26 protein-coding genes are annotated in these 26,290 nt (G+C 66.3%); 11 read left to right on the forward strand and 15 right to left on the reverse strand.

What is annotated here, in order from left to right:
• Position 1 precedes the first annotated feature (1 nt).
• Positions 2 to 481, reverse strand: coding sequence for an NUDIX domain-containing protein (locus tag G572_RS0114725; protein ID WP_029059129.1), 480 nt, complete (start codon positions 479 to 481; stop codon positions 2 to 4).
• A 456-nt stretch (positions 482 to 937) separates the two neighbouring features.
• Between G572_RS0114725 and G572_RS24070 the strand changes: the two genes are divergently transcribed.
• Positions 938 to 1,846 carry a metallophosphoesterase family protein gene (locus G572_RS24070; RefSeq protein ID WP_037546924.1) on the forward strand — a complete coding sequence of 303 codons (909 nt, stop codon included), beginning with the start codon at positions 938 to 940 and terminating at the stop codon, positions 1,844 to 1,846.
• A gap of 36 nt (positions 1,847 to 1,882) precedes the next feature.
• On the opposite strand, the gene G572_RS0114740 is transcribed toward G572_RS24070, so the two are convergent.
• Complete coding sequence (locus G572_RS0114740; RefSeq protein WP_029059130.1) at positions 1,883 to 2,488, reverse strand: hypothetical protein; 606 nt, start codon at positions 2,486 to 2,488, stop codon at positions 1,883 to 1,885.
• A gap of 177 nt (positions 2,489 to 2,665) precedes the next feature.
• Here G572_RS0114740 and G572_RS0114745 point away from each other — a divergent pair, with 177 nt between their 5' ends.
• Positions 2,666 to 3,142, forward strand: a complete 477-nt coding sequence (locus tag G572_RS0114745; RefSeq protein WP_029059131.1) for a YbaK/EbsC family protein — start codon at positions 2,666 to 2,668, stop codon at positions 3,140 to 3,142.
• A 16-nt stretch (positions 3,143 to 3,158) separates the two neighbouring features.
• Here the strand turns inward: G572_RS0114745 and G572_RS0114750 are convergent, their stop codons facing one another.
• Complete coding sequence (locus tag G572_RS0114750; RefSeq protein WP_029059132.1) at positions 3,159 to 3,773, reverse strand: GNAT family N-acetyltransferase; 615 nt, start codon at positions 3,771 to 3,773, stop codon at positions 3,159 to 3,161.
• Between the two features lie 194 nt (positions 3,774 to 3,967).
• Between G572_RS0114750 and aguB the strand changes: the two genes are divergently transcribed.
• From aguB to G572_RS25550, 4 genes are all read left to right on the forward strand, one after another.
• Positions 3,968 to 4,849, forward strand: coding sequence for an N-carbamoylputrescine amidase (gene aguB, locus G572_RS0114755; RefSeq protein WP_029059133.1), 882 nt, complete (start codon positions 3,968 to 3,970; stop codon positions 4,847 to 4,849).
• Positions 4,846 to 5,952: an agmatine deiminase gene (gene aguA, locus G572_RS0114760; RefSeq protein WP_029059134.1), complete on the forward strand. Its 1,107-nt coding sequence runs from the start codon at positions 4,846 to 4,848 to the stop codon at positions 5,950 to 5,952. The genes aguB and aguA overlap by 4 nt, the downstream gene beginning before the upstream one ends.
• 97 nt (positions 5,953 to 6,049) lie before the next feature.
• Positions 6,050 to 6,331 (forward strand): hypothetical protein, encoded by a 282-nt coding sequence (locus G572_RS0114765; protein WP_029059135.1) that lies wholly within the window; start codon positions 6,050 to 6,052, stop codon positions 6,329 to 6,331.
• Positions 6,332 to 6,403: 72 nt separating this feature from the next.
• Positions 6,404 to 7,216 (forward strand): arylamine N-acetyltransferase family protein, encoded by an 813-nt coding sequence (locus G572_RS25550; RefSeq protein ID WP_051242425.1) that lies wholly within the window; start codon positions 6,404 to 6,406, stop codon positions 7,214 to 7,216.
• On the opposite strand, the gene G572_RS26300 is transcribed toward G572_RS25550, so the two are convergent.
• The 10 genes from G572_RS26300 to G572_RS0114815 all read right to left on the reverse strand — a co-directional run bounded on the left by G572_RS26300 (position 7,213) and on the right by G572_RS0114815 (position 19,240).
• Positions 7,213 to 7,368 carry a hypothetical protein gene (locus G572_RS26300; protein WP_156884632.1) on the reverse strand — a complete coding sequence of 52 codons (156 nt, stop codon included), beginning with the start codon at positions 7,366 to 7,368 and terminating at the stop codon, positions 7,213 to 7,215. The two genes, G572_RS25550 and G572_RS26300, sit on opposite strands and share 4 nt — an antisense overlap.
• 154 nt (positions 7,369 to 7,522) lie before the next feature.
• On the reverse strand, positions 7,523 to 9,706 hold the full coding sequence (gene flhA / locus G572_RS0114780) for a flagellar biosynthesis protein FlhA (RefSeq protein ID WP_029059136.1): 2,184 nt from the start codon (positions 9,704 to 9,706) through the stop codon (positions 7,523 to 7,525).
• A 50-nt stretch (positions 9,707 to 9,756) separates the two neighbouring features.
• The gene (flbD, locus tag G572_RS0114785; RefSeq protein ID WP_029059137.1) at positions 9,757 to 11,130 is read right to left on the reverse strand and encodes a sigma-54-dependent transcriptional regulator FlbD; all 1,374 of its coding nucleotides are present in this window, start codon (positions 11,128 to 11,130) and stop codon (positions 9,757 to 9,759) included.
• Positions 11,131 to 11,148: 18 nt separating this feature from the next.
• A complete protein-coding gene (fliN, locus tag G572_RS0114790) occupies positions 11,149 to 11,448 on the reverse strand; it encodes a flagellar motor switch protein FliN (RefSeq protein WP_245566241.1) in 300 nt (99 codons plus the stop codon).
• A gap of 47 nt (positions 11,449 to 11,495) precedes the next feature.
• On the reverse strand, positions 11,496 to 12,203 hold the full coding sequence (locus tag G572_RS0114795; protein ID WP_208979120.1) for a FliH/SctL family protein: 708 nt from the start codon (positions 12,201 to 12,203) through the stop codon (positions 11,496 to 11,498).
• 42 nt (positions 12,204 to 12,245) lie between these two features.
• On the reverse strand, positions 12,246 to 13,307 hold the full coding sequence (gene fliG, locus G572_RS0114800) for a flagellar motor switch protein FliG (protein ID WP_029059140.1): 1,062 nt from the start codon (positions 13,305 to 13,307) through the stop codon (positions 12,246 to 12,248).
• The gene (fliF, locus tag G572_RS0114805) at positions 13,304 to 14,935 is read right to left on the reverse strand and encodes a flagellar basal-body MS-ring/collar protein FliF (RefSeq protein ID WP_029059141.1); all 1,632 of its coding nucleotides are present in this window, start codon (positions 14,933 to 14,935) and stop codon (positions 13,304 to 13,306) included. The genes fliG and fliF overlap by 4 nt, the downstream gene beginning before the upstream one ends.
• A 432-nt stretch (positions 14,936 to 15,367) precedes the next feature.
• The gene (gene sciP / locus G572_RS26005) at positions 15,368 to 15,643 is read right to left on the reverse strand and encodes a CtrA inhibitor SciP (protein WP_084650161.1); all 276 of its coding nucleotides are present in this window, start codon (positions 15,641 to 15,643) and stop codon (positions 15,368 to 15,370) included.
• A gap of 419 nt (positions 15,644 to 16,062) precedes the next feature.
• Positions 16,063 to 16,737, reverse strand: a complete 675-nt coding sequence (locus G572_RS0114810) for a flagellar hook assembly protein FlgD (RefSeq protein WP_029059142.1) — start codon at positions 16,735 to 16,737, stop codon at positions 16,063 to 16,065.
• A 49-nt stretch (positions 16,738 to 16,786) separates the two neighbouring features.
• Entirely contained in the window at positions 16,787 to 19,240 is a 2,454-nt protein-coding gene (locus G572_RS0114815) for a flagellar hook-length control protein FliK (protein WP_029059143.1), read from the reverse strand.
• Between the two features lie 420 nt (positions 19,241 to 19,660).
• Between G572_RS0114815 and mnmA the strand changes: the two genes are divergently transcribed.
• Positions 19,661 to 20,842, forward strand: a complete 1,182-nt coding sequence (mnmA, locus tag G572_RS24080; protein WP_051242427.1) for a tRNA 2-thiouridine(34) synthase MnmA — start codon at positions 19,661 to 19,663, stop codon at positions 20,840 to 20,842.
• The gene (locus G572_RS24085) at positions 20,842 to 21,540 is read left to right on the forward strand and encodes a class I SAM-dependent methyltransferase (RefSeq protein ID WP_084650162.1); all 699 of its coding nucleotides are present in this window, start codon (positions 20,842 to 20,844) and stop codon (positions 21,538 to 21,540) included. Before mnmA ends, G572_RS24085 begins: the two co-directional genes overlap by 1 nt.
• A gap of 44 nt (positions 21,541 to 21,584) precedes the next feature.
• Here G572_RS24085 and G572_RS24090 read toward each other — a convergent pair whose 3' ends face one another.
• Positions 21,585 to 22,523, reverse strand: coding sequence for a DMT family transporter (locus tag G572_RS24090; protein ID WP_051242431.1), 939 nt, complete (start codon positions 22,521 to 22,523; stop codon positions 21,585 to 21,587).
• 101 nt (positions 22,524 to 22,624) lie between these two features.
• On the opposite strand from G572_RS24090, the gene G572_RS0114835 reads away from it, so the two are divergent.
• The 3 genes from G572_RS0114835 to G572_RS0114845 all read left to right on the forward strand — a co-directional run bounded on the left by G572_RS0114835 (position 22,625) and on the right by G572_RS0114845 (position 24,841).
• The gene (locus G572_RS0114835) at positions 22,625 to 23,563 is read left to right on the forward strand and encodes a LysR substrate-binding domain-containing protein (RefSeq protein ID WP_029059144.1); all 939 of its coding nucleotides are present in this window, start codon (positions 22,625 to 22,627) and stop codon (positions 23,561 to 23,563) included.
• Between the two features lie 182 nt (positions 23,564 to 23,745).
• Positions 23,746 to 24,447, forward strand: a complete 702-nt coding sequence (locus G572_RS0114840) for a pirin family protein (RefSeq protein WP_029059145.1) — start codon at positions 23,746 to 23,748, stop codon at positions 24,445 to 24,447.
• Positions 24,448 to 24,538: 91 nt separating this feature from the next.
• Positions 24,539 to 24,841, forward strand: coding sequence for a GNAT family N-acetyltransferase (locus tag G572_RS0114845; RefSeq protein WP_029059146.1), 303 nt, complete (start codon positions 24,539 to 24,541; stop codon positions 24,839 to 24,841).
• 43 nt (positions 24,842 to 24,884) lie between these two features.
• Here the strand turns inward: G572_RS0114845 and G572_RS0114850 are convergent, their stop codons facing one another.
• On the reverse strand, positions 24,885 to 26,177 hold the full coding sequence (locus tag G572_RS0114850) for a lipopolysaccharide biosynthesis protein (RefSeq protein WP_029059147.1): 1,293 nt from the start codon (positions 26,175 to 26,177) through the stop codon (positions 24,885 to 24,887).
• Positions 26,178 to 26,290 lie beyond the last annotated feature (113 nt).

Here is a 26,290-nt window from a genome sequence, read left to right on the forward strand (position 1 = left end):
CCTACCACCGGGCATTGACCGGCGCCGCTCCGGCAATCTCGGCGATCCGCCGGCGGGTTGCCGGGGTGGTGTCGTCCGGCAGGTCGGCCAACGCGAAGAACCCCGATTCGCGGATCTCCAGACCCGGCCGGGGCGGCGGGTCGGCCATCAGCACCTTGTCGAGGCAAAACAGCGCCACGTGATCGCGCGGCGACATGCGCGCATTCAGATACATCGAAAACAGGCGCAGGCGCGCCCGCGCCCGTACGCCGGTTTCCTCCAGAAGTTCGCGTTCCGCCGCCTCCGCAAGCGTCTCGCCCGCATCCACGGCCCCGCCCGGGAGATACCACCCCGGCATGTAGCCGTGCCGCACCAGCAGGATACGGCCGTCGTCACTGTAGGCGGCAACCCGCACGCCGAGCGTCATCGACCGGCGCAGCCGGTTCGCGGTCAGGGTGATGCGACGCATCAGGCGCATCGGCAGGGATGTTGGCGACGGCACGTGTTGCTCTCCGTGAACGGCTTTCGCGGCGAATGGCTCTTTCGCAGTGCAGATATACAGACAGTCTTAACTCACCATGCGTGAACTGCATGGGTGCACTGCGAAACTGTCGCTTGTGGAAGTCGACGATATCAACGAATTTCGCGCGGCAGGCGAAGGGGTGCCCCCGGAAGACCGGATCGACGGCTTTCCCCAATCTGCATTCTCAAGGAGAGAGACATGTTCTCGGCGTTCTTCCAGCGGCGCGCAAACCGTCGTTACGCATGGCGTCCGGCTGTCGACCTGACCAACCCGCGCATCGCCGCGGTGTTGACGACCTTCAGCGGCAACTGAGCCAGCGCAGACCCGGTTCCGCACGCGCGGACCGAGGTCCGCATTCATCACGCGCAAAGCGCCCGGATCCGTCCGCGGCGCTTTTTGCTTGACCGGCGCCGCGCTTCCCCTTGTTGTGGCGCTATGTTTCGTCTTGCCCATCTGTCCGACCCCCATCTCGGTCCGCTGCCCGACACCCGCATCCGCGAGCTTCTGTCCAAACGCGTGATCGGCTACGTCAACTGGCATCGCAGCCGCGCGCGCACAATGACCGCGACCTGGCTCGACGGCCTTGTCGACGACATACAGACCGTCGCCCCGGACCACATCGCCGTGACCGGCGACCTCGTCAACATCGCGCTCGACCTCGAGATTTCCGCCGCGCGCCATTGGCTCGACGCCCTCGCCCCGCCGGACATCGCCTCGCTCGTTCCGGGCAATCACGATGCCTATGTGCCGGGCGCTCTGCGCCGCGCGGTGCATGCCTGGTCCCCCTACATGACGGGCGACGGCAACCACGAGCCCGCCTTTCCCTTCGTGCGTCGGCGTGGAGACGTTGCGATTGTCGGCGTCTCGAGCGCGCGCGCGAGCGGTCCCTGGTTCGCCACCGGTCGCGTCGGCAGCCGGCAGGCGAAAGCGTTCCGCGCGGCGCTCGAACGGCTTGGCGACGAAGGCGCGTTTCGCGTGGTGATGATCCACCACCCGCCGCAGCGCAGCGCGACCGGCTGGCACAAGCGGCTGACGGACGCCTCGCGCGTGCGCGCCGCGATCAAGCGCGCCGGCTGCGAACTGGTCCTGCACGGCCACACCCATCTCGCCACCCATGTCGAGATCGACGGGCCAAACGGACCCGTGCCGGTGATCGGCGTGCCCTCGGCATCCAATGCCCCCGGACACAAGCGTCCGGCGGCGCGCTACAACCTGTTTTCGATTTCGGGAACGCCGGGAAACTGGCAGTGCGAGATGGAAGAGCGCGGCTACCCGTCGCAGCCGGAAACCGACACGCCGCATGTCGCGCATCTCGGCACCCGGCGCCTGATCATCCCGGGCTGAGCGGCAAACGTGAAATTCCGAACCGCAATGCGGCGATCAGTTCAGCGGGTTTGCAAACCAGGCGTAGCCGACGAGGCCCGCGGCGCCGACCAGCAGGCCAATGGCAAAGGCCGCGAATGGCCCCCAGAGTCCACGTACGCTCGGCACCGGCGCTTCGGCCGGCACGGCGCCGGCTGGCGCGTCGTCCGCACCGGGCGCTTCCTTCAACCGCCTGGTGAGCCAGTCGCCTTCGACGGCGCGCTCGCGCTCCAGCACGCGCTCGGCGATATACTCGGTGATGCAGTCGGCCATATCCTCAAGCTCGGGCGTCTCGAGAATCACCGTGCGGCCGATGCGCGTGTCCTTGATGAAGCGATAGACGCGCTTGTCCCGGCCCATGGCGACATGGCTGGTGATATCGATCCACAGTCTCGGCAGGTTGCCGGGCACGATCTGGAAGGAGAACTGGTCGTCGTCTTCCGGCACTTCCTTGAAGACATCCTGAAGCTCTTCCGAGAGCAGCTCCAGCCGTGCCTTTTCGGATTCCTTAAGGTCTACAACCACATCCGTGCGCTCAACCTCCGCAAGCTTCACCTTGCGAATGGCATCGCGAAGACTGCGCACCTTGGCGTGCGGAACGACATTGTCGCGCGATCTGGTCATGCGGCACCCTGTTTTCAACCACGAACGGCGGGTATCCCCCTGCGTTCACCCGGTAAACGAACCCTTAACGAAAATGCTTACCACACTCATTCTGCAATCGCAGCAGCCCGACTCCGTGTGAAAGATTCATCCACGATCAAAGTCGGTTTTATGGTTAACGAGCTTTAGGACTTATTCATGGCAAGACCTTCAAGTACCGAACGCGTTCTGGAGGCAGCCCGCAGCGCGGGTCTCGAGATCGACATCGTCGAGATGCCGGCCTCCACACGCACCGCCGAAGAAGCAGCCGCCGCCTGCGGTTGCTCCGTTGCGGAAATCGTCAAGTCCCTCGTCTATCTGGGTGCCGATAGCGACACCGTCGTGCTCCTGCTCGTCAGCGGCGTGAACCGGGTGGATGAAGCAGCCGTCGGCCGCCATCTGGGCGAAACACTCACGCGCCCCAACGGCCGCACCGTGCGCGAGCGCACCGGTTTTGCCATCGGCGGTGTCGCCCCGCTCGGCCATATCGGCGAGGTGCGTGTCTTCATCGACGAGGATCTGGCGCAATATTCCACCGTCTGGGCGGCCGGCGGGGCGCCGAACCGCGTGTTCTCCATCACCGTGGAGGATCTGCGCGCGGCCACCGGCGGCGCCTGGCTGAAGATGACCGGCTGACCGGAGCCTGCGGGCCTCAGCCCTCGATCAGGGGGATGCGAGAGGCGACATCGCGCGGCAGAACACCGGTCAGACGCGGGTCGTCCTCGATCTCGATCGCCCGCTTGTAGGGGGCGAACCCGCTCGACATGTAGAAACCGAGCGCCTGCGGGCTGTCGGCGGTGCAGGTGTGCAGCCAGAACCGCGCCGTTGCGGGCCTGTCCCACGCCTTGCCGATCGCCTGGTTCATCAGCCAGCGTCCGGCGCCGCCGCCGATCGCCTCCGGCACCAGCCCGAAATAGGCGAGTTCCACGTCGCTCGGATGAGAGAAATCCAGTTCCAGGAGGCCGGCCGCCTCGCCCTTTGCGCCCCGGCAATAATAGACCTCGTGCCCCGGTGCCGTCAGGGTTTTCGTGAGCACCTCATCATCGAGGCCGAGCCGGCCGAACCACAGCCAGTCGTCGCCGATGCGCCGGAACAGCCTCCGGTACTCCGCTGGATCCGGCCGTTCGATCCGCTCCAGCCGAAGGTCGGGACGATCCACGACGCGCAGCGCCGGACGCGCGCGCATCTCCAGATAGGTGACGACATTGGCGATCTTGCCCGGGGGCAAATCGGTGCAGCCGGACAGTTTGACGGAAAGACTGGACATGGGTCTCGCAGGCATTTGGCTTTGAGGGACGACTTCCCCTAGCCCTCCCGGCCACCCGGATCAAGCAGCCCGCAGCGCCAACCGGCCGATTGGCGCGCGCGTCCACATCCGATAGTCTTCGCGGTTAACCGGCCCTTCCCGCCGACCGGCATCCCCACGCTTGGGGCCGGCAACCCCACGTTTGCGGAGTGTCCATGCGCCCCGTCGTCCTCGCTGCCCTGCAGATGCCGTGTTCGCCAGACCGCGATGGGAACCTCGATCGCGCCGAGCGGTTGATCCGCGACGCCGCGCGAAAGGGCGCGACCATCATCCTGCCGCAGGAACTGTTCGAATACCCCTATTTCTGCCAGGACGAGGCGCCCGATCTCCTTTTGCGCGCAGAACCGGCGGAGGGCCATCCGGCAATCGCGCGCATGCAGGCGCTGGCGAAAGAGCTCGGCGTGGTCATCCCCGTCAGCTTCTACGAGCGCGCAGGGCAAGCGCGCTTCAACTCCATCGCAATCATCGATGCCGACGGCTCCAACCTCGGGATCTACCGCAAGAGCCACATCCCGCAAGGATCGGGCTACCAGGAAAAGTATTATTTCTCGCCCGGTGACACCGGCTTTCGGGTTTTCGACACCCGCTTCGGACGGATCGGCGTCGGCATCTGCTGGGACCAGTGGTTTCCCGAAACTGCGCGCGCCCTGGCGCTGATGGGCGCGGAGATGCTGTTCTTCCCCACCGCCATCGGGTCGGAGTTGCTCGATCCCGACTGGGATTCGGCCGCCCATTGGCAGCGCGTGATGCAGGGCCACGCCGGCGCCAACCTGATGCCGCTGGTCGCCTCCAACCGCATCGGCACGGAGCCGGGCCGCAGCGGCACGGAGCTGACCTTCTACGGCTCCTCGTTCATTGCCGATGCCACCGGTGCCAAGGTGGCAGAGGCCGACCGCACGTCCGAGACGGTGCTCACCGCAAGCTTCGATCTGGACGAGATCGCCGCGCTGCGCGCGGGCTGGGGCGTCTTCCGCGACCGCCGGCCAGAGCTCTACGGCCCGCTGACGACCCTTGACGGGCATACGCGTCAACGATGAAGCAACCGCTCTCCTCCACCCCGCGCGCCGACGGCTTTCGCATGCCCGGCGAATTCGAACCGCATTCCGGCTGCTGGATGATGTGGCCCGAACGGCCCGACAACTGGCGGCAGGGTGCCGGGCCGGCGCAGGATGCCTTCACGGCCGTCGCCGAGGCGATCCACCCCTCCGATCCCGTGACGATGGCCGTCTCGCCGACGCAATATTCCAACGCCCGCGCGCGGCTGTCGCCCGGCATTCGCGTCGTCGAGATGGCAAGCGACGATGCCTGGATGCGCGACATCGGCCCGAGTTTCGTCATCGACGGCAAGGGACACCGGCGCGCCGTCGACTGGCGCTTCAACGCCTGGGGCGGCGACTATAACGGCCTGTACACGCCGTGGGACCGCGACGATGCCGTCGCCGCCCGCGTGGCCGAGCTTGAGAGCGTCGAGCGCTACCGCGCGCCCTTCGTGCTGGAAGGCGGCGCGATCCATGTCGATGGCGAGGGCACCGCCTTCACCACGGAAGAATGCCTTCTCAGCCCCGGCCGAAACCCAAAGCTGTCGAAAGCGGAGATCGAGGACCTGCTGAAGGACTACCTCGGCATCGAGACCGTGGTCTGGATCCCGCGCGGCGTCCATGAGGACGAGACCACCGGTCACATCGACAACCTGCTGCACGTCTGCGCGCCCGGCGTGATCGCGTTGACCTGGACGCAGGACCGCGACGATCCGCAATACGAGCGGTCTGCCGAGGCGCTCGCCGTGCTGGAAGCCGCCCGCGATGCGACGGGACGCAGGCTCGGGGTCATGAAACTGCCGGCGCCCGGACCGCTCTACATGAGCGAGACCGAAGCGGCCGGGATCGAGGCAGCGGCGACCGGCATGGCACGCAGCGGTGGCCAGCGGCTGGCGGCGAGCTACGCCAACTTCTACATCGGCAACAGCCGCGTGGTCTTTCCCCTGCTCGATCCGGCGTCGGACGGCGCGGCACGCGACATCCTGCAAGACCTCTTCCCGACCCGCGATATCGTCGGCGTGCCGGGACGCGAGATCCTGCTCGGCGGCGGCAACATCCACTGCATCACCCAGCAGGTGCCGGGAACAGCAGCCCAGCCCTGACGCGCCGTGCGACTTGCAAATCGCGCAAAGTGTTAAACCGGCATTAACCATAAGCGGGCGAGGATCGGGTTCCACAAACAGGAACGCACCCTCACCCATGGCCGGAATCGGTTCTTCATTTGGCAAGGCGCAGAAGTTTTCGTTCTACGAACGGAACAAGGCTTGGCGTGCCAAACAGCAGAACCACAACGAGAAATTCCTGAACCAGCAGGCCGCCGCGTCCAACGTCTTCGGCGTCAACGTCGGCGCGACCCAGGCCGCCACCGAGCTTCTGTTTCAGAAGGTAATGCAGCGGGTCCAGAGCGAGGCCCAGGCGAAGATCGGCGAGCAGAACGACGCCATCGACACGGCCATCGAAAGCCTCGACGTCACCATTTGACGGAAACAAGCAGCGCGTGTGAAACACCCGGCCACACTTCCCGATCTTTTCGGGGTCTGATAGACGACCAGCATGGATATTGCTCTTTATCTCGACCGCATCGGATATTCCTTTCCGGTCCGTCCCGATCTCGACACGCTCAAGGGTGTGATGCGCGCCCATCTCGCCAGCGTCCCCTTCGAGAACCTCGACCAGCAGCTCGGGCGAAAGGTGACGACGGATCTCTCCGGAATTTACGACAAGATCGTCACGCGACGACGCGGCGGCTGGTGCTTTGAGGTGAACACGCTGTTCGAATGGGCACTCGGCGAGATCGGTTTCGCCGTCGCGCCACTCGCGGGCCACGTCGGGCGCAGCGCCAGCGCGCCGGAAATTTCCGACAATCACAAGTGCTTGCGCGTGGATCTGGACGGCGGCGCATTTCTCGTCGATGTCGGCTATGGCGGCAGCCAGCTCGAACCGATGCCGCTTGCGCCCGGCGAGGCCGAGCAGACGCCGTATCGTCTTTCGATCACCGAAACCGGAGATGGGTTCTTGCGGTTTTCAGATGCCGTCCACGACAGCGCTTCCAGCTTCGACTTCACGCCCGAGCCGGTGGCGCCTGGTCACTTCGAGGCCTCGAACTTGCAGCTCCAGAGCGATCCGGCATCGCCCTTCCGTCTCAATCTGACCACGCAGCGTCGGTTCGCGGACCGCCACCTTGCCCTGCGCGGCAAGATCCTCAGGACCGTCACCGCGAACGGCATGGAAGATCGGCATCTGGCCTCCCCCGGGGATCTGGTCACCTGCCTGAAGGAGATGTTCGACCTCGACGTCGCCGAAGCGGCCAGCCTTTGGCCCCGTGTGGAGGCGCGGCACGCGGAAATCTTCGACACAGCGGACTAGCTGTCAACGTCGGTCTGATCCCGGCTGCCACCGAGCTTCTGTTCCAGAAGGTGAGGCAGCAGGTTCAGACCGAGGCCCAGTCGAAGATTGGCGAGCAGGACGACGCCATCGGCACCGCCGTCGAAAGCCTTGACGTCACCGTTCGAGGCCATCGCGCGTCGGCGCTTTTCATCCGAGATGTCCGGGAATTTTCAGTCGCCTTTCGACGTGAAGACCGGAGGCGGCGACAGCTTTGTTGGCAGCGCCGGACCCGGGACCGCGAAAACGCGGGCAACCGGCAACGTCATCACTCGCCCCCGCCGGCTCCTAGACCGTGCCGACCGTCTTCAGTCTCGTGCGCGAATGCACCTCGTTCTGGCTCATCACCGTGGTATGGGCGCGGAAACGCTCGACGATGGAGCGCACGAAGGGTCGGGTCTGCGGCGAGGTCAGGAGCACCGGAACCTCGCCCGCCTGCGCGGCCTGCTCGAAGGCATCGCGCACCAGGCGCACGAATTCCTGCAGCTTGGACGGCGCCATGGCAAGCGAACGCTCGTCGCCCTCCCCAACGATGGATTCGATGAAGGCCTGTTCCCACTGCGGCGACATCGCGATCAGCGGAAGATAGCCGCCCGGCGCCTGGTTGGCGGCGGAAATCTGGCGCGCCAGCCGCGTGCGCACGTGTTCGGCGATGGTCGCCGGATTGCGCGTGAAACCGGTCGCCTCGGCGATGCCTTCCAGGATGGTGCCCAGATCGCGGACCGAGATGCGCTCCGACAGAAGCGTCTGCAGCACGCGCTGGATGCCCGACACGGTGATCTGGCCGGGGACGATGTCCTCGACAAGCTTCGCCTGTTCGCCGGTGATCTCCTTGAGGAGCTTCTGCACGTCGGCATAGGTGAGAAGTTCGGCGACATTGCCGCGGATCGTCTCGGTGAGATGGGTCGCAAGCACGGTGGCGGGATCGACGACCGTATAGCCGCGCAGCGCCGCGTCCTCGCGGTATTGCGCCTCCACCCAGGTCGCCGGCAGGCCGAAGGTCGGCTCGGTCGTGTGTTGGCCCGGCAGCTTGACCTGCCCGCCCTGCGGATCCATGACCATGAAATGGCTGGGATAGAGCTGGCCCTCGCCGGCCGCCACTTCCTTGACCTTGATGATGTAATCGTTGGCGCCGAGCTGGATGTTGTCGAGAATGCGCACCGGCGGCATGAGAATGCCGAGGTCGGAGGCGAGCTGGCGGCGCAACGCCTTGATCTGCTCGGTCAACTGGTCGCTTTCCGCGCCCTTCCCGTTGATCAGTGTCAGCAGTGCATAGCCGAGCTCGATGCGCAGCTCGTCCATCTTCAGCGATTCGGTGATCGGCGCTTCCGCCGGCGGCGGCGGCGCGGCGGCCGCCACTTCTGCCGCCTCGACCTGCTCGGCCACCTCCTTGTGCGACTTGCCGGCCCGGAAGGCCAGATAGCCCGAAATTCCGGCGAGGCTCAGGAAGGGAAGCATCGGAATGCCGGGCAGCATGGCAAGCGTCACCATGACGAAGGACGACATGCCGAGCGCCTTGGGATAGCCGGACAGTTGCCGGGCGAGCGCCTTGTCGGCGGACCCGGAGACACCCGCCTTGGACACGAGAAGACCGGCGGCCGTGGAGACGATCAGCGCCGGGATCTGCGACACGAGGCCGTCGCCGATGGTCAGCAGCGTGTAGGTGGTCGCGGCGTCGCCGAAGGAAAGGTCCATCTGCGCGACACCGATGATGATGCCGCCGACGATGTTGATGAAGGTGATCAACAGGCCGGCGATGGCATCGCCGCGCACGAATTTGGAGGCGCCGTCCATGGCGCCGAAGAAGGTGCTTTCGTCTTCCAGCTCGCGGCGGCGGGTGCGCGCCGTTGTCTCGTCGATCAGGCCGGCGCTCAGGTCGGCGTCGATCGCCATCTGCTTGCCGGGCATGGCATCCAGGGTAAAGCGCGCCGCGACTTCCGCGATCCGGCCCGAACCCTTGGTGATCACCACGAAGTTCACGATCACCAGGATCGAGAACACGATGATGCCGATGATGAAGTTGCCGCCCATCACGAAATGGCCGAAAGCCTCGATCACCTGGCCGGCGGCGTCGGTGCCCTCATGCCCGTTGGCGAGGATCAGCCGGGTGGAGGCCAGGTTGAGCGCCAGCCGCAACATGGTGGCGATCAGGAGCACCGTCGGGAAAGAGGAGAACTCGAGCGGCTTTTGAATGAACAGCCCGGTCATCAGGATCAGCACGGAAAAGATGATCGAGACAGCGAGGAACAGGTCGAGCATGAACGCCGGCATCGGCAAGATCAGCACGACCAGAATGATCATGACGCCGATCGCCAACGCGAATTCGCCGCGGCGCAGCGCATCCCAGATCGACGATACGTTCAGTCCGAAAGCCGCCAGGCCCGCGCTGCCGCGGCCAGGCGCAGGCGCGGCGCCGGGCACCTCGGCGGGCACGCCCGCGTCACCGCCCTCACGCGCCGTCACATCGCTCATCGACCGCCCTCACTCACAGCACCGGCACCTTGTCCGTTCATCGGTTTGTCTCACGCCACCGCGACACGGGCTTCACCGGGTCCGGGCACGCTCAGCCCCTCATCGGCATACTGATTCAGCTTGTTGCGCAAGGTCCGGATCGAAATCCCCAGGATCTTGGCCGCATGGGTGCGGTTGCCGAGACAATGGTCGAGCGTGTCGAGGATCAGGTCGCGCTCGACATCGGCGACGGTGCGTCCGACGTGGCCGCGATTGACCGCTTCCGCCGTGGCGGCGGCATCGGCGGCAAGGCGGGCATCCGCGCCCTGACCGGCGGCGATCGGGCTGCCGTCCGGCATGCGGATGGCCTCGAGATCGATTTCCTCGCCGCTCGCAAGCAGCACCGCACGATGCATTGTGTTCTCCAGTTCCCGCACATTGCCGGGCCAGGGATTTGCAATCAGCATGCGCCGCGCCTCGTCCGAGATCGGGCGCCTGGCGATACCGTTCTCGCGCGAGTAGCGCTCAACGAAATGCTGCGCCAGTTCCAGAATGTCGCCGGGACGCGACCTGAGCGGCGGCAGCTTGAGGTTGACGACATTCAGCCGGTAGAGAAGATCCTCGCGGAACGTGCCGGAACGCACCGCCTCCGCAAGATCGCGGTTGGAGGTCGCGATGATGCGGATATCGACGGGAACCGGTTTCGTGCCGCCGACCCGGTCGATCACCCGCTCCTGGATGGCACGCAACAGCTTGGCCTGCAGGCGCACGTCCATTTCAGAAATCTCGTCGAGCAGCAGCGTGCCTCCGCTTGCCTCCTCGAACTTGCCGACACGCCGCGCGACGGCGCCGGTGAAGGCGCCCTTCTCGTGGCCGAACAGCTCCGATTCCAGCAGATGTTCGGGGATCGCCGCGCAGTTGATCGAGATAAACGGCTTGTCCGCCCGGTTGGAGCGGGCATGCACATGGCGGGAGATCACCTCCTTGCCGGAGCCGCTCTCGCCCGTCACCAGGATGGAGGCGTCGGAGGCCGCGATCTGTTCCGCCAGCCGAACGACGGACGCCATCGCGTCGTCGCGGTAGATCACATTGGACTGGTCACGTGCGACGGCGGCCAGCACCGCGGCGATCATCTCCGGATCCGGCGGCAGCGGGATGTATTCCTTGGCTCCGGCGCGAATGGCGGCGACGGCCGCGCTTGCGTCGGTCTTCACGCCGCAGGCGACGACGGGCAGATGGAACCGCTCGCGCTCCAGATGTGCGATCAGGCCGGCGATGTCGAGCCCGACATCCGCCATCACCAGATCCGCGCCGCGCCCCGCACGCAGCACCTTCAGCATGTCCTCGACGGTGCCGGCATGGGTAACCGCCGCCCCGCCATCCATCGCGATCTTCGAGGCGGTGATCAACTGGCCTTCAAGGGTGCCGACGATCAACAGTCGCATGGTCTTCTCCTGTTCCGATCAGCGATCGGACTTGATGATTTCCGTCATTGTGACGCCGAGCTTGTCCTCCACGAGGACGACTTCGCCACGCGCCACCAGGCGGTCATTGACATAGATGTCGATGGCCTCGCCGACCTTGCGGTCAAGCTTGAGCAATGTGCCCGGCGCGAGCTTCAGGAGCTCAGACACATGCATCCGCGAATGGCCGAGCACCGCGGAAATCTGCACCGGAACGTCGAACACGGCTTCCAGGTCGCCCGCGCCCCGCGCCTGGCTGAAATCCCGCTCTTCCTCGCGCCCGCCGGCCTTGGCTCCCATCTCGGTGAGCGGCAGTCCGTTTTCCTGTACGTTTTCGTCCGTATCGCTCATTGGTCAATCCGCTCCCCGGCGGTCTCTTGGATTTCGGAGTTGCTGGGCCGGGCGGAAGCCCGCCGCCCTTCGAAATACCGTTTCGCGGCCTGGTCGACCTGCTTCTCGATGGCGCGGCGGTCGCGCACGATGCCGCCGTCGGCCCATTCGATACGGCAGTCGCCGGCGCCGAGATCCGGTTCGCCGAGAAACACCACCCGGCCCTCGAAGCCCTTCTCGGAAACCAGCGGATCGACCTTCCCCTTCAGGGCTTCCAGATCGCCCTCGCGCACCCGGATCACCAGATGCGGCGCGCGGCGAAGCGGGCCGAGGCATTCCGAGATCAGCGCGATGATCTCGCCGAGCGGCTCGCGGGCGATCAGATGCGCGCAGATCCGGCGCGCCACGAGAAACGACAGCGCCACGGCGTCCTTTTCCTGGCGCGCCTGATCGGTATCGAGCTGCCCGATCAGTGCGCAAACGTCGTCGGACAGCCGCCTGGCCTCATCGGCGAGCCGGCCTTCGTCGGTCTGCTGCTGTTCCACCGCGAGCGACGCGCGGCCGCGCTCATAGGCCGCCTGTTCGGCGGCCGCCAGCAGCGCCTCGTGGTCGGCCACGGGCATCATCGGGGTTTCGGGCACGACCGGTTCCTTGATGTGTTCCGGCTCGGGCGCCACGTCGATCGCCGCGAAGTTGCGGTCGAACAGGAACCGGTTGGCCTTCATTTCTGTGCTCGCAAATCGTGTCATCATCGGATTTCAGGCCACTCAGTAGATGATTTCGTCATCGCCCTTGCTCTTGGAGAGCATGAGCTCGCCCTTAGCGGCGAGATCCTTGGCGGTTGCCACCATTCCGGATTGCGCTTCGTCGACGTCGCGCAGGCGGATCGGTCCGAGCGCTTCCATGTCGTCCTGCATCATCTTTGCCGCGCGCGACGACATGTTGCCGAAGAAGAAATCGCGAACGGTTTCCGAGGCGCCCTTGAGCGCAATCGCCAGCCGGTCCTTCTCGACGCTGCGCAACAGGGTCTGGCAGCTGCCGGCGTCGAGCTTCATCAGGTCGTCGAAGGTGAACATCAGCGTCTTGATCCGCTCGGCGGATTCGCGGTTCTCCTCCTCCAGCGCCGCAAGGAAGCGGGCCTCGGTCTGGCGGTCGAAATTGTTGAAGATGTCGGCCATCATCTCGTGGCTGTCGCGCCGCGAGGTGTTGGTCAGGTTGGACATGAACTCGACGCGCAGCGTCTGCTCGACCTTTTCCAGAACCTCCTTCTGGATCGCCTCCATCTTCAGCATGCGCGAGATCACCTCCAGCGCCAGTTCCTCGGGCAGGATGCCCAAAACCTTGGCAGCATGGTCGGGATCGATCTTCGACAGGACGACGGCGACCGTTTGCGGGTACTCGTTCTTCAGGTAGTTGGCGAGAACGTTCTCCTGCACGTTGGAGAGCTTTTCCCACATGTTGCGCCCGGCCGGCCCGCGGATTTCCTCCATGATGACATTGACGCGGTCGCCCGGCAGGAAGCTGGACAGCAGACGCTCGGTCACGTCGACATTGCCGTTCAGCGAGCCGTTCGACGAGATCTTCTTGACGAAGTCGACGAAAAGCTCCTCAAGCATCTTCGGGGTCACAGGACCGAGCCGCGACATGGCGGCGGAAATCTCGCGCACCTCCATCTCGTCGAGTTTTTCCCAGATGCGGCGGCCGTGTTTCTCGCCGAGCGCGAGCAGCAGGACCGCCACGCGCTCAGGCCCCTTGAGCTCGCGCTCCCTGCCCGCTTCGCTGACCGTCAGATGCGTGCCGCCGGTCTGTAAGGTGTTTGCGATGCTCATGCTGCTTCATTCATCCAGCTGCGGATGATCCCCACCGCTTCGTTCGGATATTCCTCGATAAGGCCGCCGACCTTGGCGATCGTCGCCACCTGAACGGCGCCCTGCGCCTGGGCTTCCTCGAGCCATTCGATGCGCGGCTCGCCGTCCTCGTCGATCTCGATGCCCGGCTCGTGCGACTGGTCCGCGATCATGGCGCTGTCGATCGGCTGACCGTCGGCGGTGAGCAGCCCCTGCGGCTGTGTTTCTTCCACGCTCAGGATCCGCTTGATCAGCGGGCGAACCGCGAACAGGGTGAGAAGCAGGGCGATCAGGAACAGCACCCCGAGCTCGATGAAGCGCATGATGTCGGCGCGGGTGAACTCGAACAGCCCCGCCTCCTCGTCGGCGAGGACGCTGTTGGGCGCCTGGGCGAAGCGCAGGTTGACGACCTCCACCGTATCGCCGCGGGTGTCGTCGTAGCCGACGGCCGAGCGCACCAGCAGCGCAATGCGCTCCAGCTCGTCCTCGGTGCGCGGCGCATAGACCAGATCGCCGTTCTCGTCGGGATTGTAGACGCCGTCGACCAGCACGGCGACCGACAGGCGGCGCACGCCGCCGGCTTCGACCACCTCGGTCTTCACCGACTTGGAAATCTCGTAGTTGACGATTTCCTCGGCCTGGTTGGCGATGTCGCGCTCGGCATTCTCGCCGCCCTGCTGATCGGCCTCGGGGAGCTGGTTGGCAGCCGTCACCGCGCCGTTGCGACCGACAGCGGAGGAGTTTTCCTCCCGCGTCTGGGTGGAACGCACCACCTGGCCTTCCGGGTCGTAGGTTTCCTGGGTCTCGGTGATGCGGTTGTGATCGAGCTCCATGGCGACGCGGACCCGCGACCGGCCGACGCCGACGACGGAGTTCACGATCTCCTCGATCTGCGTGCGCACCCGCGCCTCCATCGACTGGCGGCGCTCCTGCAGCGACGAGGCGATGAAGCCCTCGCCCTCTTCGCCGGCGCCGCTTGCAAGCAGGCGGCCGGTCTCGTCGACGATGGAAACATAATTGGGCTGCAGCCCCTCGACCGCCGTCGCCACCAGATGCTGGATCGCACGGATCTGGCCGGGGTCGAGCGAGCCGCGCACGCTCAGCGCGATCGATGCGGTCGGCGGCTGGTGGTCGCGCTGGAACAGCTTGCGCTCGGGGATCACCAGATGCACGCGGGCCGACTTGATGCGGCCGATGGAGCGGATGGTGCGGGTCAGCTCCCCTTCCAGCGCCCGTGTCCGGTTGATGTTCTGGACGAAGCTCGTGGAGCCGAGCGTGTCCGCCTTGTCGAAGATCTCGTAGCCGACCGACCCGCCGAGGGGCAGGCCCTGTTCGGCAAGCCGCATCCGGGTGCGGAAGACGTCGTCCTGCGGCACCAGGATGGTCGCGCCATCGTTGAGCAACTCATGCGGAACCGCCAGGCTTTCCAGCTGCGACACGATCGCGGAGGAATCCTCGAAGGTCAGGTCCGTGTAGAGCGGCGTCATCTGCGGCGTGGTGATGCGCAGCATGATGAAGGCGAAAACGCCCACCAGAATGGCCGCGACCGCTCCCATGGCAGCGATGCGGGTCGGTCCGAGTGTTTTTACGAGTTCCGCAAGTCCGTTCACGTGCCACCCATCCGATGCGCTTGATGAAGCCTTCAGGAGACCGGGCCGTCCAGGGGAGCCTGGGGATGAGGGGATGGTGAAAAAGCTCCCCCGGACGGCCGGTAGGCAAAATTTGCCCGCCAGATGGTAAACAAGGTGTTAACGAATGTTAGGAATTGGTGAAGATGGCGGAAAACCGCGCTTCAGCCTTGGCGAAATGCGAAAGCCACCCGGCAAAATCGACCGGTCGGATTAACGAATTTGAAAAAGGAGAACGAGTCACCGCTTCACCGGCTGCCCGGGGCGCGACACAAGACGCTGCGGCAGGTTGGCGCGGGCGTGACGCACGCCGCGGCTCCCGCAGCCTGCGAACCGCGGCCAAAACAAAAGGGCCGGCAAACTGCCAGCCCATTTGTCACAAACGGTGCGAAGGGGCGGTTCCGCCCGATCGTTTCAATTTCGATATTGTTGCACGCGGGTCGCCCGAAGACCGGCAAGTCCGTGCCGGTCAATGGAACTCTGCCAGGAGAGGAACTCCTCAACCGTCAGCGTATAGCGCTTGCACGCCTCGTCCAGCGACAACAATCCACCTCGTACGGCGGCAACGACTTCCGCCTTGCGGCGGATGACCCATCGACGCGTTGTCACCGGCGGAAGGTCGGCGATCGTAAGCGGCGACCCGTCCGGGCCGATAACATATTTGACTCGTACACTTGCTCGGTCGGTCATTGTACTCTCACACTCAACATGACCACGTTGACTATGACAGTAGCTATCCGGCTTTAAAATTTGACTAAGGCTGAAGCAACAATTCGGTAAGAATTGAAACGACTCAGGCCCGCCCCGGGGAGCCGCGATACAAGGCAAACCTTGAGAAAAACAGCGTTTCGGCCCTTTCGCAAAATGGGAAACGGAAAAGCGCGGGCAAAAAATCCCGAAAGAAGTTTGCCGGAAGGCCGGGTTTTCCTCCCTCTCCGGTGCCTTGCCAGCTCCGCACATCGGCACAAAGCGCCGCCAGGCGAGCCACTTGGGTGCGAGGGGCGCAAACAAAAACGCCCGCAAGACTTTTCTTGCGGGCGTGCGAGCGGGAAGCGGCAAGGCCCCCGGGGACCTTGAAAGCCGCGTTTCGGCGGATTGGCACCCAGGCGTCAGGTGCGGTTCACGGAAATCACCGCATTTGCAGGAATGCGCGCACCGCCGACGGTCAGCACCGCGCCGCCCGCGGTGAACTCGATTCCCTCAACCGTGCCCGACACCTCCGTGCCGACGCGAATGCTGGGCGCGCCATTGGCATCGTAGCGACCGATCACGATCGAATACTCGCCGTCCGGGGCCTGCGACCCGGCGGATGTGCGCCCATCCCACTCGAAGGTGTCGCGGCCCTGCGACAGGGTCGTATCCGCGGAATAGACCACCGCCCCAAGGCTGTTGCGCACCTCGACCCGCGCCTTGCCGCCGTCCCCCGCATCATAGGTCCAGGACGCCTCGCCGCTCTCGAGCTGTGTCGTGTTGCCGGCCGCCACCACATTGGTTCCGAGATAACTCACGTAGCTCGAGGCGGTCGACGACGCCATCACCTGCAGGAGGTTGCCGAGCTGGTCGTTGGTCTTGATCTGCTGTTCCACCGAGGAATACTGGACGAGCTGCTCGGTGTATTTCGACGAATCCGTCGGGTCGAGCGGATCCTGGTTCTGAATCTGCGTCGTCAGCATCGACAGGAACAGCTCGTAGTTGCTGTTGAGCGCGGATTTCGCCGAAGACGCGGAATTCGCCGCCGCCGCAGCGGCGCTGCTCTGTTCGCTAATTCCGGTGATACCCGTCATCCGTGTCTCTCCTGGTCCGTCATGCCGTTTCCGGCCACCGTGTCAGCGGTCAAATCTGTATGTCGAGCGCGCCGCTGGCGCCCCTCACCTGAACGCGCGATGCGCTCACCGTTTCCTCGGCATCGCCATCGGCGCCCAAGCCATCGCCGCCCTGGCCCTTGCCATCACCGTCATCCCGGTCGTCCCGGTGCTGGAAACCGGCAAAGCCGCCCTGATCCTTGAGGCTGAGCTGCACGGATCCGTTTTCCAGTTTCAGGCCGGCCGCATCGAGCGCGCGCTCCAGGCTGCGCTGGTCGCGCAGGAACATGTCGAGGGTCTCGCTGCGCTCCACCGAGAGATGGGCGCGCACGCTGCCGTCCTTGCCGATCTTCAGATCGACGTCGATCCGGCCCATTTCGGGCGGATCCATGCGGATCTGGAAGCGCGTCGACCCCTTGGAAGCGAACCGCGCGATTTCGGCCGCGAGATGTGTCGTTGCGGCAGCGGCCTGCTGCGGAAGCGGTGTCGCGGCCGCGGCACGCGCCGTTGCCGCCGCCTGCTGCGCCGCATCGCCGCGCATGGAAAGCTCGCCGAACCCGTCGACCTCAAGGCCTGCATCGCCCCCCGTCGCCCGGCTGTCGCTCATGGCGGCTGCGAAGGCCAGGGCGGCCGCGCTGACGCCGGCGCGCATGATCTGCGGCTGGGCAGGCTGCGCGGAGGCCGGCGTCGCTGCCGGCGGCTTGTGATCGGAGGCCGTGTCCTCGCTCGCAACTCCGTCGCCTGCCATGGCTTTCGCCAGCGTGGATGTCGGCTCCGCATCCACGGCCTCGGCGTTGCCGACGGCCGTCGGCTGGCCAAGGTCGCGGACCGGGGCGTTCATCGCCATTTGTGTCGTGGCACGAAGCGCCACCGGGTCGCGTGTGTCGCGCGGCGCCCGATCGGTCTGCGCGGCGACCTCGCCATCATCCGCGCTCTCGCCAGCGCCCGTCGTTGCCTCAGGCAGCGCGGCCCCTTCGGTCACCGGAGCGAAACGCCCCTGCGCTGCACCTGAGGCAGATGCATGGGCGGGCGTGAGGCGCGGCGCGGTCTGCGCGCTGCCATCGGCTGCAATGCCTGCCTTTGCCGCATTCGTCTGCGGCGTGTCCCTCGCTCCCGCGGAGGCCGACGGCATCTCTTGCGCGATTGCGGCATCGAGTTTCGCCGACAGGCTGGCGTCCGCGCCGACCGGAGATCCGGTCGGCATCGTCCCCGGTGCCGGCGCGACGGATCGCGGATGCGCGGCGGCCGTCTCCTGCGCCCCGGCCCGTGCGGCGGACGGGGCCCCCGCACCCTCGCGGCTTGCGGCAGCAGCGTCCGCCCCCGTTGAAGACACAGTCGAAGAAGCGTCGGAACCGGCCGAAACCGGCGCGGCGGCTGACGCAATCTGCCCCGGTGTGCCCTTTGGCGAACCGTCCTGCGCCGCGAGCACGGCAACGCCTGCGTCACCGGCCGTGCCAGCGGTTTGCGGCACGATGGCCGACGCTCCCGGCGTCGTCCCGGCAACAGAAGCAACCGGGCCTTGAGGACCTGCGGGACCTGTGGGAACCGGCGCGCCCGCCCCCGGGTCGCCCACGGACACGGAAGCGGCACGCGTCACCGTCGCGGACCGCATGGCCCGGACCGGATTGTCTGCGGCAAGGGTTGCCCCGACCGCCGGTGCACCGACAGTTGCCGGGGTCCCGCCGGCAAGGGCCGCCGTGGAGCCGGGAGCCGCTCCTGCCTTGCCCTGGGCGCCGGATGCGGGCGTTCCGTCTGCGGTGCCGGCGGTCATGGCGCCGGGCGTCTTGCCCGACGCCCCGGGCGATTTGTCACCCGCGCCGGCGGCAAGCGCCGCCAGACCGTTCGCGGAAACGGCCTGCCCCTTCGCCTGTATGCTCTCGGCGGAAACGTCCCCCGGCGTTGCACCCGCCAAAAGCGAGGGAACCGGAGGAAAAGGCGCGGACATCGACGCGGGAGCCGCTGACTCCAGAGTGAGGGGCGTGGCGGCGTCCGGCGGTGTCGCCGCTTGTGTTTCGGTGACGACATCGATGGTCAGGGCCGGGGCGCCCGTCGCACCTGCAACCGGAGCACCCGTGGCAGTGTTGTCGGATGCGGCCGACCCCGCCGGCAGCACCGATCCGGTGTCCTGCGTGGCATTTCCGGACATGGCAAGCGCTGCTGCGGAGACGCCGGAGGGCGTCCCTGCCATTTGAGCCGAGGTCACACCGGCAACAAGGGTTCCCGTTCCCGTCACGGGCCCCGTCACAGCCACCGACGCCGTTGCGCCACCGGCAACCGACGCGTTAACCGATGCGCCTGATGCCGCGCCCTTGGCTGCGGACAACGCCCGTGCGGAAACATCGCCGCTCAAGGAGCCGAGTTGCTGGGCGAACATCGACGGAACGACGGTCGCCCCGGCGCCCGCTGCCGCAGACTTGGCACCCTGCCCCGACACGGCCGCGCTGGCGGACATTGCAGGTGCGGAAATGGAATTGGCGAGCGTCACGCATCTCTCCACTGGAAACCGCGCCGCCCGCCGTTACGGACTCCGCGCGCAATCATCTGCAAAACCTGTCAGCAAATGCCGGGCCAACTCCGAAAATCCGCGTTTCCGGCCAAAACGGGAGGAATTCCTCCTTGCCTGAACCACACAATGGCCTCACATACCCGGAAAGCTTTGCCGCACCGGGAAAGGATTGCCGGGTGGGCGGCGCATCGAAAACCGGACCTCCGGGGGCGCTTGGCCTCGGCCGGTCGCTTCCGTTATAGTCGCGCCAACGCAAGGCGCGGCGGCAGGGCCGGCGCCCAGCCAGAGACCCGGACACGGCCGCCAGGACGTCGATCGGCCGGGTAACCAGAATTGATCGGGCGGCACGGACCGGGCGGGAGCGCCGGGCCGGCCGGCTCAGACCGCAAGGTGAGAACAATGCTCAACAGTCTCGATCTCCCGAAGAGACCGCAGGACACACGGGTCGTGGTCGCCATGTCGGGCGGCGTCGATTCCTCTGTCGTCGCCGGACTGATGAAGCGCGAGGGCTATGACGTCGTCGGCGTGACGCTTCAGCTCTATGACCATGGCGAGGCGGTGCACCGGGCGGGCGCCTGTTGCGCGGGCCAGGACATCCAGGACGCGCGCCGGGTTGCCGAGAACCTGGGCATTCCCCACTACGTGCTCGACTATGAAGACCGTTTCCGCGAGGCGGTGATCGAGCGCTTCGCCGAAAGCTACATCGCAGGCGAAACCCCGATCCCCTGCGTTGCCTGCAACCAGACCGTCAAGTTTTCCGATCTTCTGGAAACGGCGAAGACGCTTGGCGCCGACGTGCTGGCGACCGGCCACTATGTGCGCACCGGCATGGTCGGCAACCATCGCGCGTTGCACCGTCCGGTCGATCTCGACCGCGACCAGAGCTATTTCCTCTTCGCCACCACCCAGGACCAGCTCGACTTCCTGCGCTTTCCGCTGGGTGGCATGACCAAGGCGGAAACCCGCGAGCTTGCCCGCGAGTTCGGATTGTCCGTCGCCGAGAAGCAGGACAGCCAGGACATCTGCTTCGTGCCCCAGGGCAAATACGCGGATGTGATCGAGCGGCTGAAGCCCGATGCCGCCGAACCCGGCGACATCGTCCACCTCGACGGACGCGTGCTCGGTCGCCATCAGGGCATCATCCATTTCACCATCGGCCAGCGTCGCGGCATCGGCGTCGCCACCGGCGAGCCGCTCTATGTCGTGCGCCTCGACGCCACGAACAAGCAGGTGATCGTCGGCCCGCGCGAGGCCCTCGGCACGCGCGAGATCGTGTTGCGCGAGGTCAACTGGATCGGCCCCGGCCTTCTGGATAACATCCCCGCGGACGGGCTCGAACTGCACGCCAAGGTGCGCTCCACCCGCCCGCCGAGGCCCGCGATCCTCAGGCTGCGCGACGGGGAAGCCGTAGTCGAGCTGCTGGACGGGGAAACCGGCGTCGCGCCGGGGCAGGCCTGCGTCTTCTTCGATGACGACGGCGACGGCGCACGGGTGCTCGGCGGCGGATGGATCGAACGTACCGTCCCCGGCCATGCGAGCGGAAGCCCCGAAAAGACAACACAAGCAACGGCAACGGCATAATGGTTGAAGATTTTATTCGCGCGTCCAGGCTCGGGCGTTGGCTGGAGCGTGTGTTTTCCTCCGCGCCGAGCGGCGCGGGCACGCACAGCGACGTCGAAAGCGCCTATGCGCGTTGGGCCCCGGTCTATGACTGGGTGTTCACCGCGCCGCTGGTGTTCGGCCAGCGCGCCGCCGCACGCGCCGCCAACACCCTCTCCGGCGACCTTCTGGAGGTGGGCGTGGGAACCGGGCTCTCGCTCCCGCTGTATAACCGCAACCTGACCGTCACCGGCATCGACCTGTCGGAGCCGATGCTGGATCGCGCCCGCGAGCGCGTCGCGCGCAAGCATCTGGGCAATGTCGCCGAGCTGCGCGCGATGGACGCCGCCGACCTCACCTACGCCGACGGACGCTTCGACGTCGCGACGGTGATGTATGTCATGACCGTGGTGCCCGATCCCGACAAGGTGCTGGCGGAACTTGAACGTGTCGTGCGGCCGGGCGGCACGGTCATCGTCGTGAACCACTTCGCCTCGCGCTCCGGCCTCTTCGCCTGGATCGAGCGCGGACTGGCGCGTTTTGCCGGCAAGCTCGGCTGGGATCCGCTGTTCGAGCGCGAGACCGTGCTCGACAACACCCGCATGACCCTGGTGCAGGAGGAGCGCATCGCGCCCTTCGGGCTCTTCACCATGATGGTGTTCAAGCGCGACAACGTCTGAAGACGGGCCGCCCGCGCTGACGGACGCGCAAGTCCGCGTCCGTATCAGCCGGACGATCCGGGCGCCGGCCCGGCCTGGGTGCGGCGGGACCGCGACGCGGCCAGGCCCGCCCCGCCGATGAGGATCAGCGTGCCGCCGGCATAGGTGGCGGGTCGCGGAGTTTCCGCGAAGAGGAGCCATCCGAACAAGGCCCCGAACACGATCCATGTGTAGCGGACCGGACCGATCAGGGCGGCGTCGGACAAGCGGAACGCCTGGATGTTGCAGACCTGCGCGATGATCGCAACCGGCCCCAGCAAAACGAATGCACCGATCAGGCTGGCGGGAACCGGTTGCCATTGCCAAAGGGCCGGAGCCGCAAACAGCAGCATGCCGAACAGGTTCACATAGAAAAGCACGACAAGCGCGCGTTCCGACCGGGCAAGCGTCTTGATGAGAACGCTCTCCACGGCGATGAGCACCGCGCCGGCAAGCGCAGCCAGGCCGGGAAGCACCATATCGGCCGCCAGACGCAGGCCGACACCATCGCCCGCGACGACAATCATCGCGCCCGCCAGACACACGAAAGCCGCGCCCCACTGCCGAAGCGTGAAGGCTTCCTTCAGCACGCAGACGCCGAGGAGAACGGTAAAGAACCCGTCGAGCAGGCCGATGGCCGTCGCCTCCGCGACGGGCATGTTGGTGGCCGCATAGATCGCCGCAATGCCGCCTCCGCCGCCGGCGGCCGCCCGCACCGCGTGGACATGGATTTGCGGCGTGGCCAGCCCGTACTGCCGCTCCCGGCGCAGGAGCGCCCAGGCAACCACGCACAGCAACCCGCCGACGTAGCGCAGCCAGATGATCTGGGCGGCGGAGGCGACACCGCCGCTCCACTTTCCCGAAACGAAGATCAGCGCAAACAGCGCAACGGCCACGGCCGCCCAGGCAACGCCCTTCGCATTGTCGAACGCGCCCGCGGTCGATGTCCTGTCGCCTGAAACCATGCGTCTGTCCCTCGGTGGTCACGAGGCGTGGTTTTCGGCCGTAGCGTCATTCAGATCCAATAGAGATTGACCTACAGTCCATACAGAATCGATATAGGCATATGAAAATCACGACCGCCCAGCTCGATGCCTTTTCCGCCGTGCTCGATCTCGGCACGGCAACGGCCGCCGCGAGCGTTCTCAACACCTCCCAGCCATCGATCACCCGCGCGATCAAGCAGCTGGAGGATGCAACCGGACTGTTGCTGTTCAACCGGACCAAGGGTCGTCTCGTGCCGACCGCCGACGCCCGCGATCTCGCCCGCGTCGTTCTGGAAAACCACCAGGGGATGCTACGGATCCAGGAGGCGGCGAAGGGGATACGCCGGCGACGCATCGGGCACCTGCGCATCGCCTGCCTGCCGGCCTTCACGCAAGGGTTCATCGCCCGCGCACTCTCCGACTTTCTCCCCCACCACCCGCACGTCAGCATCTTCGTCCGCCCGCTCGCCTCCGCCGAGATCCGCAACGCCGTGTCGAAGGGGCTGATCGACATCGGGATCGCGGCCTATGAGGTCGAGGCCCCCGGCGTCCGCAGCACCCGTTTCACCGAATGCGCCGAGGTCGCCGTCCTGCCGCGGGAGCATCCCCTCGCGGCTCGACAGGAGCTGACCCCGGCCGACCTCGCGACCCAAAGGATCGTTCGCCTGGCAGCGGCTGATCCCTATCGCACACGGCTGGACACGCTGCTGTCGGGCCTCGCCACCGATACACCCGCCATGGATACCTCCGTGATCGAGGTCGAGACCAGCGCCGCCGCCTGCGCGCTTGCAGCGGAAGGCGTCGGCATCGCCGTGGTCAATCCGCTGACCGCGCTCGACTTCGTTCCGGCGGGCCTTGTCCTGCGCCGCCTGACCCACATGCTTCCCTTCGTCACCACGCTGGTTCGCCCGGCCCAGACCGGCAAGACGCCGCTGGCCGACGCCTTTGCAAGGACGCTTGCGACCCGCCGGGATGCCGATCTCGGCACGGCCGCCGACCTTTGCGGGACGCAGTCTTAACCGCAGACGGGGGCGCTGCGGGTGTTTGCCCGCCGACACATCGGGTTGTTTCCGGAATGCGAACAGTGCGCCCACCGGTTTGCCGATTGTTCCGGAGAGCCTGAGATCCCACCTTGGGTCCAGATCGTTGAAACGGGCGGGCCGGCATACGGCCAAACGCCCCATCGAAAAGGACCAATGCGATGCAGATCCATCGTCCGTCACACGCGCGGGGCCGCGCCGATTTCGGCTGGCTCGACAGCCGCCACAGCTTTTCCTTCGGCCAGTATTATGACGAAGACCACATGGGCTTCGGCGCGCTGCGCGTGATCAACGAGGACCGTGTGGCACCCGGTGCAGGCTTCGGCACCCATCCGCACAAGGACATGGAAATCCTGTCCTATGTCGTGGAAGGCGCGATGGAACACAAGGATTCCATCGGGACCGGTTCGGTGATCCGGCCCGGCGACCTTCAGCGCATGAGTGCGGGCACCGGCATCCGCCACAGCGAATACAATCACTCCAAGGACGCACCGGTGCACTTCCTGCAAATCTGGATCCTGCCGGAACGCAACGGGCTGAAGCCGGGCTACGAGCAAAAGACCTTTCCGGCGGCTGAGCGCGACGGCCGGCTGCGGCTTCTCGGATCGCCGGACGGTCGCGACGGTTCGCTCACCATCCATCAGGATGTGGCGCTCTATGGCGCGCTGCTGAAACCGCAGGCGAGCGTCTCCCATGCCCTGGCCGAGGGGCGCAAGGCCTGGCTCCAGCTTGTGCGCGGAACGCTCCGCGTGAACGGCCAGAGCCTCGCCGCCGGCGACGGCCTCGGCATCGACGCGCCGGACACGCTCGCCATTGCGGCGCGAGAGGACGCGGAATTCCTGCTGTTCGATCTCGCCGCATAGCCCATGATGGCGGACCGGGGCAGAATGCCCCCGGTCCGCCTGTTCAAGACAGGCGCGCCGCATGCGGACCGCCCGGCAGGAGATGTCACGAATGACTGGTCAACCCATCACCATCGAGCTGGAGCGCGAAAGCGCCCGGGGCCGCTATGTCGCGACGGTCGCACAGCACGCGGAGCCGGCGGAGCTCACCTTCTCGATCGCCAGCGAAACGCTGGTCATCGCCGATCACACCGGCGTGCCCGACAGTCTGCGCGGCACCGGTGTCGGTCATGCGCTGGTGGCACGCCTGGTCGAGGACGCCCGCGCCGGCGGGTTTCTCATCGTGCCGCTCTGCCCCTTCGTCAATGCCCAGCGCCGCAGACATCCGGAATGGGCCGACGCCTTCAAGGCGTGAACGGGGCGCCGCAGGCTCGGCCTTGCCGCCAGGCGGCGCGCGCTCAGCCGGCCCGGCCGCTCCACACGGCGCAGTCGACACCAAGACGCCGGCGCGCGGTCCACCACATCGCGCCGGCGGCGAAGCCCGTCGACGCAGTGTAGGCGATGCCGGCGGCGACAATGCCGAACAGCGGATAGAGCGCGAACATCAAACCGGCGGAAAGCGGCAGCGACAGGATCAGGATCGCGACGATCTCACGCTGCCGCCCGGCCCCGCTCAGAACCGACAGGGCCGGCCCGAACACGGCCCGAACCACGAAAGTCCCGCACAAGACCAAAAGCAAGGGAAGGCCGTCGGCGAACTCCGGCCCGAACAACGACAGGAAGAACGGACCGACCAGCCACAAGCCGGCGAAGGCGGCAAGCGCATAGCCGACAGACAATCCGTTGGTGACGGCAATCAGCCGGGTCGCCGCCGCCCGGTCGTCCAGGGCCTGCGCGGCAAGGATCTTCGGCTGAAACACCGAATAGATCGAGCGAACCCCGAAACCGGCCAGCACGCGAAAGCGGAAACACACATGCAACAGGGCGATCTCGACCGGGGCGGCGACCAGGGACGCCAGCAACAAATGCAGCTCGATCACATATTCCCAGATCAGGGATATGGTCAGCCATGGCGGCGCCATCGACCACCAGCGCCGGGTTTCGCGCACGGCCGGCGCCGGCCGTGCGCGCAGTGCGCGAAACAGGAAGCAGCCTTGCACCGCTGCCGCACTCCACACGGCAACCGGGATGCCGGCGAGAATCCAGCCGGCGGAAACGCCCGGCATGGCCAACGCCAGCCCCAAGACGAAAACGAGGATCAAGAACGGACGCCCGAGACTGTCGGCAATCTGCGCTTCGCCGGGCCGCTGCAACCCGGTCAGGACCGCGCCGTTGAACAGGGTCAGCGCAACGCCGGGTGCGGTCAGGCACACGGCAACGACCGCCTGCGAATGCAAGCCCCCCTCCGCGAGACCGGGCACCGCCTCCGGCGCCAGAAGCGCCAGAAAGGCGATCCCGGCAACGGGAATGCAGGCGACCAGCACATTGCGCAGGCCGGCCTGCACCAGTCCGTGCAGGCGGTCGTCCTGTTCCCGCGCGGCGTATTCGGCCGTGAGGATCTGGGCGAAGGCCTGAAAGCCGGCGAGCATCAGCACCGCAAGCACCCCGGAGGCGGAGACCACCAACGCATAAGCCGCCGTTGCATCGGCGCCAAAGGACCGTGCGATCACCAGCGTCGCCAGCAACACCGCGCCCGCGCCGCCGAGCCGGGCGAGCGTCAGCACCGAAAGCCTTGTTAGGATCGCCAGCATGACGCAAAGCGCTCCCGCGGTTCGGCCCCGGGTCGCACGCCGATGAAAGGGCCGGTCATGCCCCCGCCCTTCTTGCCGTGCGGCAGGATGCGCAAGCTCTGGCCGGAAGCAAG

Source organism: Stappia stellulata DSM 5886 (assembly GCF_000423705.1).
Lineage (GTDB): Bacteria > Pseudomonadota > Alphaproteobacteria > Rhizobiales > Stappiaceae > Stappia > Stappia stellulata.